The organism is bacterium (genome assembly GCA_023145965.1).
Taxonomy (GTDB): Bacteria; UBP14; UBA6098; order UBA6098; family UBA6098; genus UBA6098.
This window is the reverse complement of the sequence record JAGLDC010000041.1, coordinates 23,263-40,183: the sequence shown is the minus strand read 5'-3', so window position 1 is coordinate 40,183 and position 16,921 is coordinate 23,263. Positions and strand designations below refer to the sequence as shown.

At 42.9% G+C, this 16,921-nt stretch carries 12 protein-coding genes and 1 tRNA gene; 4 read left to right on the top strand and 9 right to left on the bottom strand.

Going from position 1 to position 16,921, the window contains the following annotated elements:
- From KAH81_04810 to fusA, 4 genes are all read left to right on the top strand, one after another.
- On the top strand, positions 1-990 hold a 990-nt coding region (locus KAH81_04810; protein MCK5832976.1), incomplete at its 5' end, for an endopeptidase La.
- A 21-nt stretch (positions 991-1,011) separates the two neighbouring features.
- Positions 1,012-3,369: a T9SS type A sorting domain-containing protein gene (locus tag KAH81_04805; GenBank protein MCK5832975.1), complete on the top strand. Its 2,358-nt coding sequence runs from the start codon at positions 1,012-1,014 to the stop codon at positions 3,367-3,369.
- Positions 3,366-3,656, top strand: coding sequence for a winged helix-turn-helix transcriptional regulator (locus KAH81_04800; GenBank protein MCK5832974.1), 291 nt, complete (start codon positions 3,366-3,368; stop codon positions 3,654-3,656). The genes KAH81_04805 and KAH81_04800 overlap by 4 nt, the downstream gene beginning before the upstream one ends.
- A 140-nt stretch (positions 3,657-3,796) precedes the next feature.
- Entirely contained in the window at positions 3,797-5,893 is a 2,097-nt protein-coding gene (gene fusA / locus KAH81_04795) for an elongation factor G (GenBank protein ID MCK5832973.1), read from the top strand.
- 314 nt (positions 5,894-6,207) lie between these two features.
- Here the strand turns inward: fusA and KAH81_04790 are convergent, their stop codons facing one another.
- From KAH81_04790 to mnmE, 9 genes are all read right to left on the bottom strand, one after another.
- On the bottom strand, positions 6,208-6,603 hold the full coding sequence (locus KAH81_04790; GenBank protein MCK5832972.1) for a hypothetical protein: 396 nt from the start codon (positions 6,601-6,603) through the stop codon (positions 6,208-6,210).
- A 232-nt stretch (positions 6,604-6,835) separates the two neighbouring features.
- Positions 6,836-7,117: a hypothetical protein gene (locus KAH81_04785; protein MCK5832971.1), complete on the bottom strand. Its 282-nt coding sequence runs from the start codon at positions 7,115-7,117 to the stop codon at positions 6,836-6,838.
- Positions 7,118-7,141: 24 nt separating this feature from the next.
- Entirely contained in the window at positions 7,142-8,140 is a 999-nt protein-coding gene (tsaD, locus tag KAH81_04780; protein ID MCK5832970.1) for a tRNA (adenosine(37)-N6)-threonylcarbamoyltransferase complex transferase subunit TsaD, read from the bottom strand.
- Between the two features lie 185 nt (positions 8,141-8,325).
- Positions 8,326-8,411 (bottom strand) — tRNA-Ser (locus tag KAH81_04775).
- 268 nt (positions 8,412-8,679) lie between these two features.
- Positions 8,680-9,177, bottom strand: coding sequence for a hypothetical protein (locus tag KAH81_04770; protein ID MCK5832969.1), 498 nt, complete (start codon positions 9,175-9,177; stop codon positions 8,680-8,682).
- A 378-nt stretch (positions 9,178-9,555) separates the two neighbouring features.
- Entirely contained in the window at positions 9,556-10,560 is a 1,005-nt protein-coding gene (gene amrS, locus KAH81_04765; protein ID MCK5832968.1) for an AmmeMemoRadiSam system radical SAM enzyme, read from the bottom strand.
- Between the two features lie 342 nt (positions 10,561-10,902).
- Positions 10,903-12,573: a T9SS type A sorting domain-containing protein gene (locus KAH81_04760; protein MCK5832967.1), complete on the bottom strand. Its 1,671-nt coding sequence runs from the start codon at positions 12,571-12,573 to the stop codon at positions 10,903-10,905.
- 278 nt (positions 12,574-12,851) lie between these two features.
- A complete protein-coding gene (locus KAH81_04755) occupies positions 12,852-15,449 on the bottom strand; it encodes a hypothetical protein (protein MCK5832966.1) in 2,598 nt (865 codons plus the stop codon).
- Between the two features lie 122 nt (positions 15,450-15,571).
- Positions 15,572-16,921, bottom strand: a complete 1,350-nt coding sequence (gene mnmE, locus KAH81_04750; GenBank protein MCK5832965.1) for a tRNA uridine-5-carboxymethylaminomethyl(34) synthesis GTPase MnmE — start codon at positions 16,919-16,921, stop codon at positions 15,572-15,574.

Genomic DNA, 16,921 nt, shown 5'->3' with positions numbered 1-16,921 from the left:
GAGGTGCTCGATCCCGAGCAGAATTTTTCATTCGTAGATAACTATTTAGAGGTCCCGTTCGATCTATCAAAGGTTATGTTTATCGCGACAGCAAACTATATCGATCCTATACCGCGAGTGCTTCTGGACAGGATGGAGATGATACGCCTTCCGGGTTATACAAATAATGAAAAGCTCCATATTGCTACTCAATTTCTTATGCCTAGGCAAATAGAGGGCCACGGCCTCAGTCGCAATCAGATTGTTTTTACTGATCAGGCTCTAATAGATATTATCGAGAACTACACACGCGAGGCAGGAGTGCGCAACCTCGAGCGCACCATCGCGGGTATCTGCCGTAAGGTTGTGAAGGAAATCGTCGGTGGTGAGCGAAAGCGTGCCGTCATTACTGAGAATAGATTGCGAGAATACCTTGGGCCGGACAAGTTCGCCGATACGGTCCTTCCAAAAAAGGTGCTACCCGGCATGGCTTTAGGTCTAGCCTGGACGCCCGTTGGTGGTGAGGTTCTTGTTATAGAGTCCACGGCGATGTCAGGCAATGGTGCTCTTATTCTTACCGGTCATTTAGGCGATGTTATGAAGGAATCGGCGCAAACGGCGCTTAGTTGGGTTCGCTCACAGGCCGATTCGTTGAAGATAGAGAATGACTTTAAGCAGTTTGATACACATCTTCATGTGCCTGCGGGAGCTATTCCAAAGGATGGTCCTTCGGCTGGTATAGCAATGGCAACCTGCCTTGCTTCGCTTTTTATGAATCGATCTATACGCCCAAAAACCGCCATGACGGGTGAGATTACGCTTCGTGGCGAAGTATTACCCATTGGAGGTTTAAAGGAGAAGGTTCTCGGAGCACACCGTGCTGGAATAGTCAGAATAATAATTCCACGTCAGAACGAGAAAGACCTCGAAGAGCTTCCAAAAGAGATAGCAAAGCAAATGGAATTTATTCCTGTCGATAATATGGATGAGGTTCTCGAATTCGCCTTATAAAGTAAATAATCAGGAGACATTATGTTTAAGAAAATCACGATTTTCGCCTTTTTACTTCTAAGCTTTATCGCATTAGCTAACACGCCGGACATTTACTGCCAAATAAGGGTTCCTTGGGGCTATGAGGATAAAGTGCCGGCTGAGGTTATCTCCTCTCGTCCCGGCGTGTGGGCGGACTATGCAATTCCTGAAAGCGGGCTTGCTTTGCTTCGTGCTCGTGTTGTTCCATTCGAAGTAATTATTCCCGATATGAGCGAGTTCTATGCTTCTCGTCTGGACGAAAGGCTCGACATGGGCGGTTGGCGCACTTACGAGATGATATTAGCGGCGCTGGATTCGCTACATGACAGATACCCAGCTTATGTTTCAGAACCTGAATCTATCGGTGTTGGTTGCGATGGGCATAAAATAGTTTGTGTCAAGGTATCCGATAATGTCGAGACAGACGAGGACGAACCGGAGGTTCTTATTGCAGGCGGGATTCACGCCAGAGAGGTTATTGCGCCCGAGGTAGTTTTAAGCTTTGCTCAGTGGCTTTTAGATTCGATGACCTCGAGTAAAATTGCACTTCATATGGTCGAAAAGCGTGAGATATGGATAATTCCTCTCCTTAATCCCGATGGTTATTTTTACAATCAGGAGACTAATCCCACTGGTGGAGGGATGTGGCGAAAGAACAGGCGCGATAATGGCGATGGCACATGGGGTGTCGATCTTAATAGGAATTTTACATATATGTGGGGTTATGACGATTTTGGTAGTTCCAGCGATCCTAGCGATGAAACTTATCGTGGTTCCTTTGCTGGCAGCGAGCTAGAAACTCAAGCCATAATGGATTTTGTGGATTCCCGCGAGTTCCGTTCCTCGATGAGTTTTCACAGCTATAGTAATTATTATCTTTTTCCTTTCGGCTGGACCTATGATCTCCCTATTCATAATGATTGGTTCCTGCGCGTTGGTTATCGATATGCCCGTGGTAATGGGTATATTTATGGTCCCAGCGCTTCTACTATCTATGTTTCTAATGGCGATACAGACGATTGGCTTTATGGCGACACAACCGGGCATTCGTGGATATTCTGTTGCACACCCGAGGTTGGGGGTGATGGAGACGGTTTTTGGCCTGCGCTTTCGCGCAAAGATCAACTTGTTTCGGAAAATATGCTTTCGTGTAAAGTTTGTTGTCAAATTGCCGGAAGTGCGCCTTTTATGGTGCAGGCTTGGGTAGATCCCCTCTATGGTGATTCCAGCGGCTATGCTGACCCGGGTGAAAGGTCGAGGATACTCGTGGAAATCGAGAACCTCGGATTCGATCCAAGCACAGCCTACATCAAGGCTTTTTCCGCAACTTCCGGACTCGACATGATCGACGATTCAGTCTTTGTTGGGGCTATCGCTTCGCAAGGCTACGATACAGTTGGCTTTGTTATAGAAATAGATGAAACGCGTATTTTACCCGGTGATTATGTGAAGATCAAGTTTGAGATTTGCGATACGAGCGGATACTCGACTTATGACTCGACCTCTTTTGCTTGCGGAACTCCCATGATTATTTCGGAATGGGATTTCGAGGCGGGCGCAGGGAGTTTAGCTGCAACAGGGGACTGGCAGTGGGGCGCGCCGACTTCAGGTCCTGAGGCTGCTTTTTCGGGTGATTTTCTTTGGGCAACTAAGATAGCAGATGATTACACAAACAATACGCTTTCTGAACTCCTTTTGCCCGATGTAGCTATACCGAGCAGCTCGTATAAACCTAGATTTTCTTTAAAGCACTGGTATAGCTTTGAGGCTCCGAGTGGTGGTGATATCTATGATGGTGCAACGGTTATGATCTCCGACGATGGTGGTTTGTCGTGGAGCATTTTAAGTTCAGTCGAAGGATATGATGGGGTTGCCTACGATCATAATCCTTATTTGGATGGCGATAGCGTTTTCACTGGAAGCAGTGTTGGGTGGCGCACAGAAACTTTCGATATTGAACCTTACGCCGGTTCAACCATATTGATAAAACTGGTTATTGGAAGTGATCCATATGTTAGCGCTTCTGGTTGGTATGTCGATGACATTAAATTCATTTATTATCTCGATCCGGGTTTGGCTGCAGGCGCTTACAGAATTCCTGATAATGTAAATATTGACATTTATCCCAATCCCTTCAATTCGGCATGCAGGATATTTTTCCATTCTAAGGACTCGATTTTTTTGCCTAAGATCGAGATATTTGACTTAGATGGAAGGATCGTCCGTGAATTTGAGGGATGCGACATTATCTGGGATGGTAGAGACCGGATGAAGAATGAGCTTCCCACAGGGGTTTATCTTGCGCGCTTCACTCATGGAAATATTTTTGTAACCCGCAAGTTATTGTTGGTCAAATGATAGATGTATCCAGAGATAAGTTAGATCGTATAGCGGGCATTTTAAGGGTTTTAGGCCACCCCGATAGATTGAGAATACTTGCCTGTCTTATTCACGAAGGTTGTTTCGTTAAAGAACTCGCGACCAAACTCAATCTTCCTCAATCGACTGTATCCCAGCATCTTAGAGTTATGACCGACCGAGGTATTTTAGTAAGCGAACGCGACGGAGTCAAGGTTTGTTATTATCCTTTGGATTCTATAGCCAAAAGCGTAGCTGAACTTGTTATTCCTTTGTGTAAAAAATGAATGAATGTATATTATTAAAAATAAGATAATGGCCAATAAAAAATCCCTTCATTATCGATTAACATTGACAAGTGCGTTCTTTTTAAATATTTTCTCGGTTCATTTTATAAAGAATCGAACTTATAAAGGAAGGAGTTCCCGTGGCAGCGGTAAAAGAATACGGGACAGAAAACATTCGTAATATAGTCCTTTTATCTCATGGTGGTGTGGGTAAAACGACTCTCGCAGAGGCTATGCTTTATTCAAGTGGAGCTTTAACACGCATGGGCTCTGTCGATGATGGGAACACTGCAAGTGATTACCATTCTGCCGAAATAGACAGAAAAAGTTCGGTTCAGCTTTCTCTTTTGATTGCCGAATCTGAAGGCACTAAAATTAATATTCTCGATACCCCGGGTTATTCGGATTTTATCGGCGAGGTTATCAGCGGGGTTAGTGTAACCGATGCAGGAGTTATTTTAGTTTCCGCACAAAGCGCGGTCGAGGTTGGTACTCAGAAGGCATGGGATCATATCAATGGCAAACCGGCTATTTTCCTTGTTAATCGTATGGATAGAGAAAACGCTGATTATTCGAAGGCTCTTAAAGAACTCCAAGACGCTTTCGGAAACGAGGTAGCGCCTATTGCCATACCTATAGGTTCTTCTGACTCTTTTAACGGAGTGATAGATCTTCTTGCTCATAAGGCTTATTCATATGAGCGGGGTGGCAAAGGGTTAGGTAAAGAGATAGATATACCGACCAATCTCGAGGACCAAATAGACGAATTTCGTATGCAGCTTATGGAGGCTGTCGCCGAGTCGGACGATAAACTCTTAGAGAAATATTTTGAAACCGGCGAACTTTCTGAGGAAGAACTTATTAACGGTCTTAACAAGGCAGTTGCCGCAGGTAAGCTCTATCCGGTTATTCCTATTAGTGCTTCTCAGAATATTGGGACAGACCTTGTATTTAACGCTATAATTAATTTGGTTCCAAATCCCAAGGTTGCCGGTAAAGTCATGGCTAAAAAGGCTGTCGGTGACGAGGATTATTCTGAGGCTATCGAGATTGATTCCAATGGTCATACAAGTGCCCTTGTTTATAAGGTCTTCTCCGAAGAGCATGTTGGAAAACTCACTTATTTTCGCGTATATTCTGGGACAGTCGAGAATGGGAGTGAACTTTATAATCCTATTCGGGGCATTAGTGAGCGGGTTGGAACTATCTATGTTGCTCGGGGTAAAGAGCGTATGGAGGTTAAAACTCTAGAAGCCGGAGATATTGGCATTACAGTTAAACTCAAGGGAACTGGAATAGGTGATACGCTATGCGAGAAGAGTAAACCTATTATATTCCCTCCCATCGATTTTCCAAAGCCTGTTATCGATGTTGCAGTTAAAGCCAAGCAGAAAGGCGAAGAGGAGAAGATTGCCACCGGTCTTGCGCGCCTTGCCGAAGAGGACACGACGTTTAGTTACGAGGTTGATTCTGAGCTTAAACAGACACTTCTGCATGGACAGGGAGAGCTTCAGCTCAATATGATAGTTGGTAAACTTAAGGAGCAATTTGGTGTGGATGTAGAGCTTGGCAAGCCTAAGATAAAGTATCGTGAGACTATCCGTAAAACTTCAGAAGCTCAGGGTCGCCATAAGAAACAAACCGGTGGTCGAGGTCAGTTTGGGGATGTTTGGTTACGTCTCGAACCGCTTCCGCGCGGCGAGGGATATGAATTTACGAATGAGATCAGCGGTGGAGTTGTCCCCGGAAAGTTTATTCCTGCTGTTGATAAGGGTGTTGGAGAGATTATGAAAGACGGTGTTGTTGCCGGTTTTAAGGTAGTCGATATGCGTGTAGCCCTTTATGATGGCAGTTACCACTCGGTTGACTCGTCGGAAATGGCATTCAAGATAGCCGCGCACCTCGGCGTAAAGGCGGCTTTTGACAAGGCAGATCCTTATCTTCTCGAGCCGATCGATGATGTTGAGATAATTGTTCCCGAGGAGTTCACTGGTGATGTAATGGGAGATATTTCTTCCAGAAGGGGAAAGATCAGTGGTATGGAGCCGATTGGAAGCTTCACCAAGGTTAAATCTCAAGTTCCGCAGGCAGAATTATATAAATACTCTACTATTTTAAGGAGTCTTACTCAGGGTAGAGGCTATTTCACTCGCGAATTCAGTCATTATGCTGAGGTTCCTTATGAAACTGCTCAGAAGGTTATCGAGGAATCAAAGCAGGCTAAAGAAGAAGAATAAAATTAAATCAAATGTTGTTTTAAAGGACGGGTCTTTGATCCGTCCTTTTTTTGAAAAAGGCTGTCACGGTTTTTGCAAGATCCGATGAGGAATTATGTTACATTAGTTTTGGATGCAAAAACTTTCACCACACCACCATTTTGCCATTAAATTTGCGATTGGGGCAAATTTAATGACAACGCTTTTCCCCGCGCCAGCCATTTTCGTTTAATTTTTTCCCGATTAGGGCGATAGTTAAATTGGATTGCGTTAGATTGCTTAGAAAGTAGAACATCGATAGTTTTAATCGGTGATTAATTTCAAGCTGGAGTTTATTATTTAGTTAGGATTTTTTTTAGGGCCAGGAGCACGTCCTCATCGAAGACATTGTAGAGTTTATCGAGATCGCTAATAGCGACGGCATCGATAAAGGCACGGATAGGATCGCTGATATTTTGTTTGACGGCTATAGCTGCGACTTTATTGGATATAAGGCGTAGTTTTTTTCTGCAAGTTTCATCTAGTTTTTTTTCGAGTTTGACGAAGTGATTCCAGTCTATACCGCTTTTATATTGAAGATTGCAGAATGGGCATTCGGTTGCAAATCCCAAGTCGGTTATTTTAAGAATGCTACACGGCGGAATTTTGACAGGATATTTAGATAATTCAATGATTAATTCACCGCCAACAGCTGGGCCTAATTTTCGGATGGTGTTTAGTTTTTTTAACATATCGACTTTTTGACTCATTTGCTCGTATCTATCGCCAATCTCATTTCGTTTGCTGTGCCAGGTATTGTGGTAGTTGACATATTCTATTCTAAAATCGTCGAGAAAATCTGAGCATTGTTTGTCGAGGGTTTCTGGAGATATCGAACTGACGAGTAGGCGGTCGGGATTGAAGTAAGAAAGAAGTTGCTTTCCTTTAAAAGCCAGATCGCCAACTTCAATACTACCGATTGTTTCATTGATAAATTTTGATAAATTTTTTCAATGCGATAAGACGTTGTTGTTTTTCACGAAGTTTTTGAGCGCGTTCAACGAAGTCCGATATTTCCTGTATTTCTAATATTGAGATATCGGCATCGGCGGACACGCCTTCTTCTGCGAGTTTGAGTGTAAGCATAATTCTTGTTTCGACATTTTTAGGAAGTTCGCAACCTGTTGCGACACAATATGATACTATACAATCATATAAGCTTTTAGGGTCTGCTTCTTTGATGGCTTTGATTGTTCTGTCTAACATATTAACTTCTTTCTTGCTAGAGGATTACAAGTCTTCAAGCGCCCAACGACTTACAGCTGTGATATCCCATTCGGCCACGTTTCCTCTTTTATAGCGGAATTCACCTGCTGCGGCAATCATAGCGCCGTTATCGGTGCAGAATTGCTTATCGGGTATGGAGTAGAGCCAACCGCGTCTGTTGCACATATCTATGAGCTTTTGACGGAACCGCGAATTTGCGGCCACTCCACCAACAGCTACTATCTTTCCGCCAAAATCGAAACTTGATGCGGCCTCATTTATTTTCCATATAAGCGAATCGACGATTGCCTCTTGGTAGCTTGCGGCAAAATCTGCTAGGTTTATTTTATTTTTTGGATTACTGCTTAATTTATTAATCAGTGCTGTTTTTAATCCGCTAAATGACATATCTAATTCGCCGGTAATCTGCATAGCACGGGGCAGATTTATTGCATCTGGATTTCCACCTATTGCTGCTTTTTCTATCGCAGGGCCTCCTGGATAAGGTAAGCCCATGGCTTTGGCACCTTTATCGAAAGCTTCGCCGGCGGCATCGTCACGCGTTTTACCGAGGAGTTTATACACACCTAGTTCGGGCACGAAATACATATGAGTGTGGCCACCGCTAATTATCAGTGCTAGTAATGGAGGTTTGATATCGCTTCCCATTAGGCTTGCAAAGAAATGGCCTTCGAGGTGATGGACTCCTACAAAGGGAATTCCTAAAACGCGGGCTATAGATTTGCCTGTGCAGAGACCCACAAGAAGGGAACCTAGTAATCCTGGGCCGGCGCAAGAGGCTATGCAATCAAGGTCTTTAAGGCCGATAGATGCCTGTTTGAGGGCTGTATCTATAGCTGAGAGTATAGTGCGAATATGATCACGGCTCGCAAGTTCGGGAATAACACCACCCCATTTTTGATGGACTTTTTGAGTGTAAACATAACTGGAAAGCAAAGCCCCGTCTGACATTATGCCGACTGAGCTATCGTCGCAAGATGTTTCGATTCCCATGATTAACATATTAAGAAAATATGAAATTTGGATGTTATGTCAATACCCTATAAAGGGTATGTTTTCAGGATATATTTGGCTTAGTTTCAAAAAAATAATATATTGCGCCTAGATTATCAGGCAAAAAACAGTTTAAATACTTAATTCTGAGCTTTAAAGCTTAATTCGTTTTTGAATCGGGCTTCATTAAAGCTCGGAGAGGCCGGGATTCGAACCCGGGGTCCCTGAAAGGGACAACGGTTTTCAAGACCGCCCCGTTAAACCGCTCCGGCACCTCTCCTAAATTCTAAAATATGTTAAATCTATTCTTTGTTTCCGTTTCTGCGCTTTTTTTCATATCAATTGAATAATAAACATATGGTTTTGTTTTGAGTTTTTGCAAATAAACAGCGTTTTATAATGAACTTCTTTCGATAAAACTATAACAACGCCTCTTTTATGTCTTTGCAAGGGAGGCAACGTAAAACCTGATTTCCAAACCAAAACCGGCAAAAAAGTATTCACCTGAAGGTGGCTTGTCAAGAGGTAAAATGTAAGGTGATAAAAATTTAGTTTGCAGGTATGTCGCTATAATCGGCGCTATCCGGGTTAAATTCGCCTGCAAAATAATATGGGATACCATTCACGATAGCTTCATAATTTATTAATTTGCGGCCGTGATTATATAGACAACCATTCACTTCGATATTTTTACAAATTCCCGAAGGTTCAAAGCTGCGCTTCTCTTCATAGGATTTGACAAGACCGTAACGCCAATAACTGTAATACGAGATGTCTTCAATTTCGCGATATATGGTAATATTATCGTATTCAATATGTTCGTTGTAGCTTCGCCATAAACCGTCGTGGGTTTCATGGTGTTCAGTTATAGTTACTCTTTCGTTACCTTCTGGTTCCTCGGGAGGGACTATATAAATATTCGGTTCGTTTCCTTCAATTTCGAGGTGTACATCGCCAGGCCTAATTTGAGGGTTGGTTCCGCAACCGAGGTTTAAAAGAACTATAAGAAATATAGATAGAAAAGTTATTTTTTTAAAAAGGTTCATTTAGGTTCTATCGGTTTATATTTTTTTTCATAACCGCTATAATTTATTTGAGTGTCTTGGGGACCAATCTCCCTTTTATTGGTAGTCTTAGGCATTGATAGAATGTTTTTGTCATTTATTTTTTTGGGCTTAAGTTTTGAGCTTATGAGATAGATTATAACAGCGGCGGCATATGGAAGAAATCTTATAATACCTCCGTCCGATTCGCCGTTTTCGGAGGCGAAAACCATTGTCGGAAAGAAGGCAAGTATTGTAATGAAAAAATATTTCATAGTAATCATTCCATATAAATTCTTTTAATTATTATATTATATTCTTAATGTTTAAAAAGTCAATTAATTTAGAATTGAAAAAAGGTGAAAGTAGCGGTAGGTCTTATCACCATACGCCTTCGATTTTGGTTCCGCAAAACGCACATTTCCCATTATCGATATAATTGCTTTCGATAAAATATCCAGTTCTATCGATAAGTTTTGCATTGCAGTTGGGACAATATGTGTCTTCATGCTCCGTTCCGCGAATATTTCCGACGTAAACGAATTTAATTCCCTCTTGTTTTGCAATCTCATATGCCATTTCGAGAGTTGCTCCCGGGGTCGATGGTCTGTCGGTGAGTTTATAATTAGGGTGAAAACGAGAAAAATGAAGGGGGATTCCGGTTCCAAGGGAGTCAGCTATCCAACGGCACATTTGGCGTATATTCTCAGGGTTATCGTTTGCATCAGGAATAATGAGATTAGTGATCTCCACCCATACACCCTGTTCGACCAGTATCTTCAATGTTCTTAAAACGGGAGCTTTCATAGCTTTCAGATAATCTCGATAGAATTCATCCGACCAGCTCTTGAGATCGACATTCGCTGCATCGAGGTAACTACATAACTCGAGCAAAGGTTCTTTTTCGATGAACCCGCATGTAACCAATAAGTTTGCTATACCATTCTCATGAGCGAGTTTAGCGGTATCGAACATATATTCATAAAATACAGTCGGTTCGGAGTAGGTATAGGCTATTGTAGTCGCTTCTGATTGTATAGCAATGGATACAACCTCTTTAGGGGTAACTACTTTTGTTTTTGTGTTTTCTGGCAAAGCTTGAGATAGGCTCCAGTTTTGGCAGAAACTACAGCTTAGGTTACATCCCACGGTAGCTATAGAAAGCGCTTTCGCAGTTGGGGTAAAATGGAAAAGTGGTTTTTTTTCAATAGGATCGAGATTTATCGAGGCTGGGCGAGAGTAGGTAAGTGCTCGAAGCGTATCGTTCACTACAGCACGAACGCCACAAATTCCCCGGTCGCCCTCATCTATAATGCATTTAAAAGGGCACAGCTCGCATTGCACTGCACCGTTTGATAATTGTTTTTGCCACATTGCAGGATGCATAGAAAGACCCCATTTCTTGACCTTTTCCGCTGTGATCTTTCTATCTAAGCCGAGAAAATCCAGAACCGAGCCGCTGATAATTGTGATAAGTAGTATAATGGATAGTATGTATCTGGTTCGAATCCTCATCTACTCAAATATATATAACATTGTTTTAATTACAAGGTAGTTTGTTAGGAGGTTTTTCCTTTTAAAACACTGCATCATATGGTTTCACTAGATATTCAATCCAGAGAGTTCAATTGTAATAAATCGTCACTTGAGGGTTATTATAACCTCCCTGTGTTTTATATCAGGCAATTGAGCTGAAGGATTTATAGGTATAGGATATGATATAAATGCTTATTTAAGATATACTATCCGCTTCAATGCGGTTTCGCCGCTATCTAGGTAAATCCGAATAAGATAGATTCCGGATTTAACATGTTCGTTTGGTGTCCAGATTATCTCATTCGCTCCTCCGGGATATTCTTTCTTTTGAAGTGAAGTGGCATAAGGATACAGGACTTCGATCTTTTGGCCGATTAGGTCGAATATCTCGATTTGTAGAGGCGCAAAATCTTGAGTTTCTATTGAAATTTTCACCGAGGAATTGAACGGATTTGGATAAGTGTGAAGGTAGATATTATCTGGTTTTGTTATTTTGGTTTCCTTTATATCGAGGCCAAAAAAGAGTCTTGGGAATGGTCTGAGATTGAAAACCATGTCATCCGGCACATGCGGAAGGGATGACAGCCAGAATATCGGAGTGCAACGGCTTTCGACATAGTATATAATATTTTCCAATGAATTAGCTCGTGTTCGTGGTAGCATGACGCTATATTCGCCGAGGTCGGGCATTTCGTTTTCCATTTGGACAAAATCGAAAGTCCAAGCTGAATCCACACTGAACCAGAGTTTGACATCATTGGAAGCCCAATATTCCACGGGAACATCTGCAACAAATTCAACGCTGTCTTCAAGCTCAAAAGCCTCTACTGAAGGCATACGCGGCACCGGTGAACCGAGCTTTAGAAGATCTATAACTGAATTTGATATACCTAATATTTTGCTATAGAAGGTTGTCGTGTTATCGAAACTATCGTAATCGCCAGTGAGAGCATAGGTTGTGAAATAGCAATGATGGTCGAAATTTGGGACAATCTCTAGGCGTGAGCGCGAGCTATCGAGAAGAGGAAAGCTATACGCAACGCAGTTCAACGGCTCGAATTCATCCTGGGACGCGGTTATCATTACAGTAAAGCCATCGATATAGTCGAAGTAATTTATAGGTGATATAAAGTTTTCGAGATAGACGACATTTGAGTCGTCGGGAGAAATGCCAGTTTCCGCAAAAACGTCTATTATCCAACCAGAATCTGCAGCTCCACAAGCGAAATTTGTTTGTGGGATAATGGGAATACATATGGCAATGCGGTCATCAATCCCGCTTGCGATTATTGCGGCATCGGCACCACCGGAGAATCCGATAACTCCGAGCCAATCTGAATTAACGATTGTAAGGCTATCCATGTAGTTTATCGCACGCATCGTTGCGTAGGCGAATTGGTAGAAGTGGTTATTACGAGGATTTGGATAAGACCAAATAAGATTCTCGAAGTTATATGCACTTCCGCCTGTGGATGTCCCATGGCCCGGAGCGCTTATTGCCAAAGTAAAGCTGTTTAGTCCCGCAGCGAAGGTTTCCGCCATGGATAATTCGCCATCCATTATCATGCCGTGATTTATTACCAATCCAGTGAGGTTCGTGCCGGATGATGGGTAGGCAAAAAAGCCCTGAATCCTGAGTTCACCGCTATCGGCCCCGAAGGATGAAAACATTATCTCGCCTACCTTCAAGGGAATTATTTCAGATCCAAGTGAATTAATGATGCTAGTATCGGCAGTCCAAAGAGTTTCGACATCCATCCATGAATAATCTACGATAGAATCAATATTCCAAAGATCAGTAACTGCTTGTGCTGCAAGCGGTTGTGCTAAAAAAGCAATTAAAACAGATAATAGGATAATCATGCTAACATTTTCTAAAGAATAATAAAGGGCAATCAATTCAATATATCTATAAAAGAGGCGTTTTCGAGCAAAATCGCGAGTGTCTGTAAACAGTAGAATCTAGCTTTGAGTTAAACGGGGGCGTCGGTCGTTGCACCAGTGGGTGCAACGTAGGCCGAATGCCGGTCGATGGTAGAAGGTGAAATAAATATAAAGCTTCGGCATTCAGCTAATTTATTTACCTAGAGGAAAACGCGTTTTCCTCTAGGTAAATAAATTCTGACGCCCCCTTGGGCCGATTAAGGCACAGTTAAACAGCCATCGAGATTATAGAGACTGTCAAGTTGAATAAAAACGCTGTCACCATCCGACCAGTTTCCCCAAACAGTAATTGTTGTATCTGCAGTAAAATCGAAAATAATGAATGGAGAAGGAGAGGAGATATATGTTGTGTCGTAAGTGCTATGGATCACGCGGATCACACTGACATACACTCTCGAGGTGTCTATTCCGGCGTCAGTGCTATCGGACACACTAAACACGACGGCTCCAGTGCTACAGGAGGAGAAAGCAAAACAAGGAAGCGGGCATTCCACGCTAATATCCATAGGACTGCAAGGTCGGACTATGAAAGACCAACATGTATCGAGTATATTATCTGGGCAATAATCCGTCGAATCCGTTGCTACGACGCAGATATCCACTGTATCGTTACGATTGAAGGCACTGTCAGGAGTCCATATATAGCTCCAAGGAGATAAGCCGGAGAGGGTAGGAATTTCTGAAACGCCTTCGACTGTGAAAACAACACTCGATGTATCGAGACCAGAGAGTGAATCCACAAGATAAAACTCGATGTTGGGCGAAAAATCGTCAACAATAGATCCCGGGATTGGCAAAATATCATAGATAAAAGGTGCTGTTAAATCTACAAAGAATGTTCTGCAAATAGAGGAGTCTAAAGCTCCTGTGCAGGTGTCCTCGACTGTTAACAAACATGCAACAACAGTATCACCGTCCTCTAAAGTATCCGGTGCAATGGGGGTGAATGTCAGTGTTGAATCGCCATCCCAGCTAAGCTCGGGATCGAAAATCGAATAATGTTCGCCGTTAACAGTAAAATCAATAGAAGAAGTATCGATTCCTCCACAGCAAGATGAGGCGCAGATAATGCCGATTTCGAACATCATTCCAGCATAACCACCGGAATTATAACCAATTATCGAAACAGTATCTTCTCCACCGTGGAAATATGGGGTAAGGTCAAACTCGTAGAGCGTTCGCCAACCTGCTGACCCTCCCCCCGGATTGCCGTGGGTTGTGTCAACATAGGTGCCATTGGCATAGATATAAGCCTTATTATCACATTGTATCCTGATAAAGGCTGTATCTATATCAGGACAATCAAAGTCAATTATCGAACGAAACCAGTCGCCATGACTACTCGAAGCGGGATAGCAGCTCCATACCCATTCTGAGCTATCTAGGTGAATCCAATATGTTCCCCAATCGTCAGGATCGGGCGCTATAGTTGAAATCCAGTTCATTGATATCGAATCATAGTATTCGACGGTTGTTGTGTCTGAGAATACCTTCAATGTTTCATCTGAGAAACAACAACCGATGTTCATAACAATAGTCTGATCTGAACAAGATGACCATGCGCTATCCAGCGGCTCGATAAATTCTGCGCAAACTTCAGTTGTTTCTATATCTTCAGCTTCGATGCACATCCTGTCGAACATAAGAGATATGGTTGCACTGTCGGGGTCATTCCAGGTCCAAATATAATCTATACATCCACCCGATGGTCTGTTGAAATTCGGCCATAGACTTCCGCGAGCGTTAGGATACCGCGCATGGAGATCATTTTGTAACAGTGTATCAATAGGGAATGTTGTTCCAAGATCACTGGAGACAGCACAAAATATGCTATCGTTGTCGTGATAAAGTATGAATAGGTTTCCTTCATCATCTGTGACTACATCGCCGTTGAACGATGTATGTGCATCCGTAGCAGAATTGCCGTAAGGAGTAAATGTCGGGAGCCAATTACCCGAGAGATGATCGTATTTTCTATATCTCACTGAATCCGGGTTACTTGCAAAAGCGGTCATCCATTCCCAGATTGCATGTATATTATCGAGAGTATCAATAAAAATTGAAGTATATTCAACTGAGGCTGGAAGCTGATCGAGAGTATCATGTGATGCTCCATTGAAGCCTATCCACGCACCGCTGTCTTTATAGCGGTGCGCACAATGGTAATGTCCGCTATATTGATTGCGATAAACTACATGGGGTCGATTTTCGGCATCAACCTCGATCGATGGCCAGCGCGAAGGTGTCCTTGTTCCTATGGGTTCACTCGATCCCCATGCGCCTGTTGCGCGATCGCAGTAAGCATAACGCACTGTCCAAGCGGAGGGGCATCCTGTCCAGACAACATGGAGATTATCCAACGAATCGACGGCTATCGAGGGACAATTTGCGCCCGGATAACCAGTATGAGTGCATATTGTTGTTATTACCGGCGAAGGATATTTCGAATATAGTAAATCAGCGTCAGAACCGCTAACAACCTCGCCTCGCCACACAATATGGAGTGTATCATCTGAATCTATAGCTATCGAGGGCGAGAGATTATTAGATGCAGACGATGATAAAGTAGCCCAGGTCGGATTCCATGAAGCACCAGCGTCTGAACTCATGGCTATATAGATTTGATAATAGGAACCAGAAAGCCCCGAGTAAACTACAAATAGTCTTCCTACTGAATCTGAAACGATAGTCCGGGCGTTGTTCGTTCCAGAAGCCCAGGCGTGAGTGTCTCTGGCTATTCTTATAGGTGAGGCGATAATTGCGCCAACAAGCAGGGAGATGTAAAAAAATTTCATTTTCATAACATATAAGTAATAAGATGAGAAAAGATCAATAGCAAGCTAATTTGTAAATTTTATGAATTTCAATATTGAGCAACTTTTTTGGACATCCTCAGAAAAGTGGCTAAAGCGCAATCCTATTTACCGAGGCAGAATCCTTCGAGCACTTTTTCAATTATGCTGCGGTTTTCAGTTTGGCCTGAGATTTCGCGAAGAAATTCGATAGCCGAGGAAATTTCTTCCAAAGCAGCATCGAGAAGACCCATATGACATGCCTCGATAGAGTGTTCTATATTTTCCCTCGTTTTGTCCAAGCCATCAATTTGCCATGCTCCGGCCCAAAGGGCTTCAGTATTAGAAGGAGCCAGTCTATTCTTGATTTTCTCTCTGAGTTTATCTATCCCATCTCCGGTAAGCGCGCTTGTGCGGATCGCATGAGGGAACTCTCTTTTATCGCCTAGATCGTGTTTATTGAGAACAATAATATGATTGAGTTTATATATTTTCTCAAGAAGAACCACTTCGGATGTATTATCATGAGAGCTACCGTCCAGAACAAAGACTACGAGATCGGCTGTCGAAAGACGATTACATGAACGATTCACTCCGATAAGTTCTACTTCATCTTCGGTTTCTCTCAGGCCGGCGGTATCTACCAGAATAGCCTCGATGTCACCGAAATGGCATTTATCTTCGACAAGGTCTCTTGTGGTTCCCGGTTTGTGGTGAACAATACTTCGTTCTGTGCCAAGAAGTGCATTGGTGAGTGTAGATTTCCCTACATTTGGTGGCCCGGCGATAACGATCACGGATTCTCTCGTGACTTTTTCCCCGAATTCCAGAATCTCGATAAGTTTTTGAATATTAAGTAGTGCTTGATCGAGAAGTTCGACGATTTTGAGGGGAGAAAGTTCGTCGATATTTTCTGGGAATTCGGTTTGAGCTGCTGTTTTCAACTCGATATTTTCAAGTATAACAAGAATCGACTCTATTTTTTTTGTTAGCTCACCGGAAAGAGTTTTCGATGCCGCCATTGCTGCAGCTCGCCCAGTCGCGTTTATTATTGCATCGATTGCGCCTGCTGAAGCAAGGCTGAGTTTGCCGTTTAATAAAGCTCTGAGGGTGAATTCTCCAGGCGCAGAGGGCCTTGCTCCAAATTCGATTAACCTTTTTTGTAGCGCACATAAAAGGAAAGGGCTTCCGTGAATCGTAAACTCGACCATATTTTCGCCGGAGAAGGACCTGGGTGCTCGCCATACAGTAATTACCGCAGTGTCAATAATCCCATCGCCAAACTCAACACTACAAGCCTTCGCTGAACCGCCTTGCGTTGGTGTAATATCTATTTTACAAACGGTCCCAGCGATATTAATTGCATCTTTTCCAGATAATCTGATTATTCCAAGGGCACCGCGCCCGGGTGGTGTCGAGATTGCAACGATAGTATCGTCTCGAGGAAGGCTAAGAATACCATGTCCAATGGCCAT

Excerpts from the sequence above, each read along its gene's own strand:
- KAH81_04805 (MCK5832975.1), top strand. The coding sequence starts at position 1,012 with ATGTTTAAGAAAATCACGATTTTCGCCTTTTTACTTCTAAGCTTTATC.
- KAH81_04800 (MCK5832974.1), top strand. The coding sequence starts at position 3,366 with ATGATAGATGTATCCAGAGATAAGTTAGATCGTATAGCGGGCATTTTA.
- KAH81_04790 (MCK5832972.1), bottom strand. The coding sequence starts at position 6,603 with ATGTTAAAAAAACTAAACACCATCCGAAAATTAGGCCCAGCTGTTGGC.
- KAH81_04785 (MCK5832971.1), bottom strand. The coding sequence starts at position 7,117 with ATGTTAGACAGAACAATCAAAGCCATCAAAGAAGCAGACCCTAAAAGC.
- tsaD (MCK5832970.1), bottom strand. The coding sequence starts at position 8,140 with ATGTTAATCATGGGAATCGAAACATCTTGCGACGATAGCTCAGTCGGC.
- KAH81_04770 (MCK5832969.1), bottom strand. The coding sequence starts at position 9,177 with ATGAACCTTTTTAAAAAAATAACTTTTCTATCTATATTTCTTATAGTT.
- amrS (MCK5832968.1), bottom strand. The coding sequence starts at position 10,560 with ATGCATCCTGCAATGTGGCAAAAACAATTATCAAACGGTGCAGTGCAA.
- KAH81_04760 (MCK5832967.1), bottom strand. The coding sequence starts at position 12,573 with ATGATTATCCTATTATCTGTTTTAATTGCTTTTTTAGCACAACCGCTT.
- KAH81_04755 (MCK5832966.1), bottom strand. The coding sequence starts at position 15,449 with ATGAAATTTTTTTACATCTCCCTGCTTGTTGGCGCAATTATCGCCTCA.
- mnmE (MCK5832965.1), bottom strand. The coding sequence starts at position 16,921 with ATGGCCATTGGACATGGTATTCTTAGCCTTCCTCGAGACGATACTATC.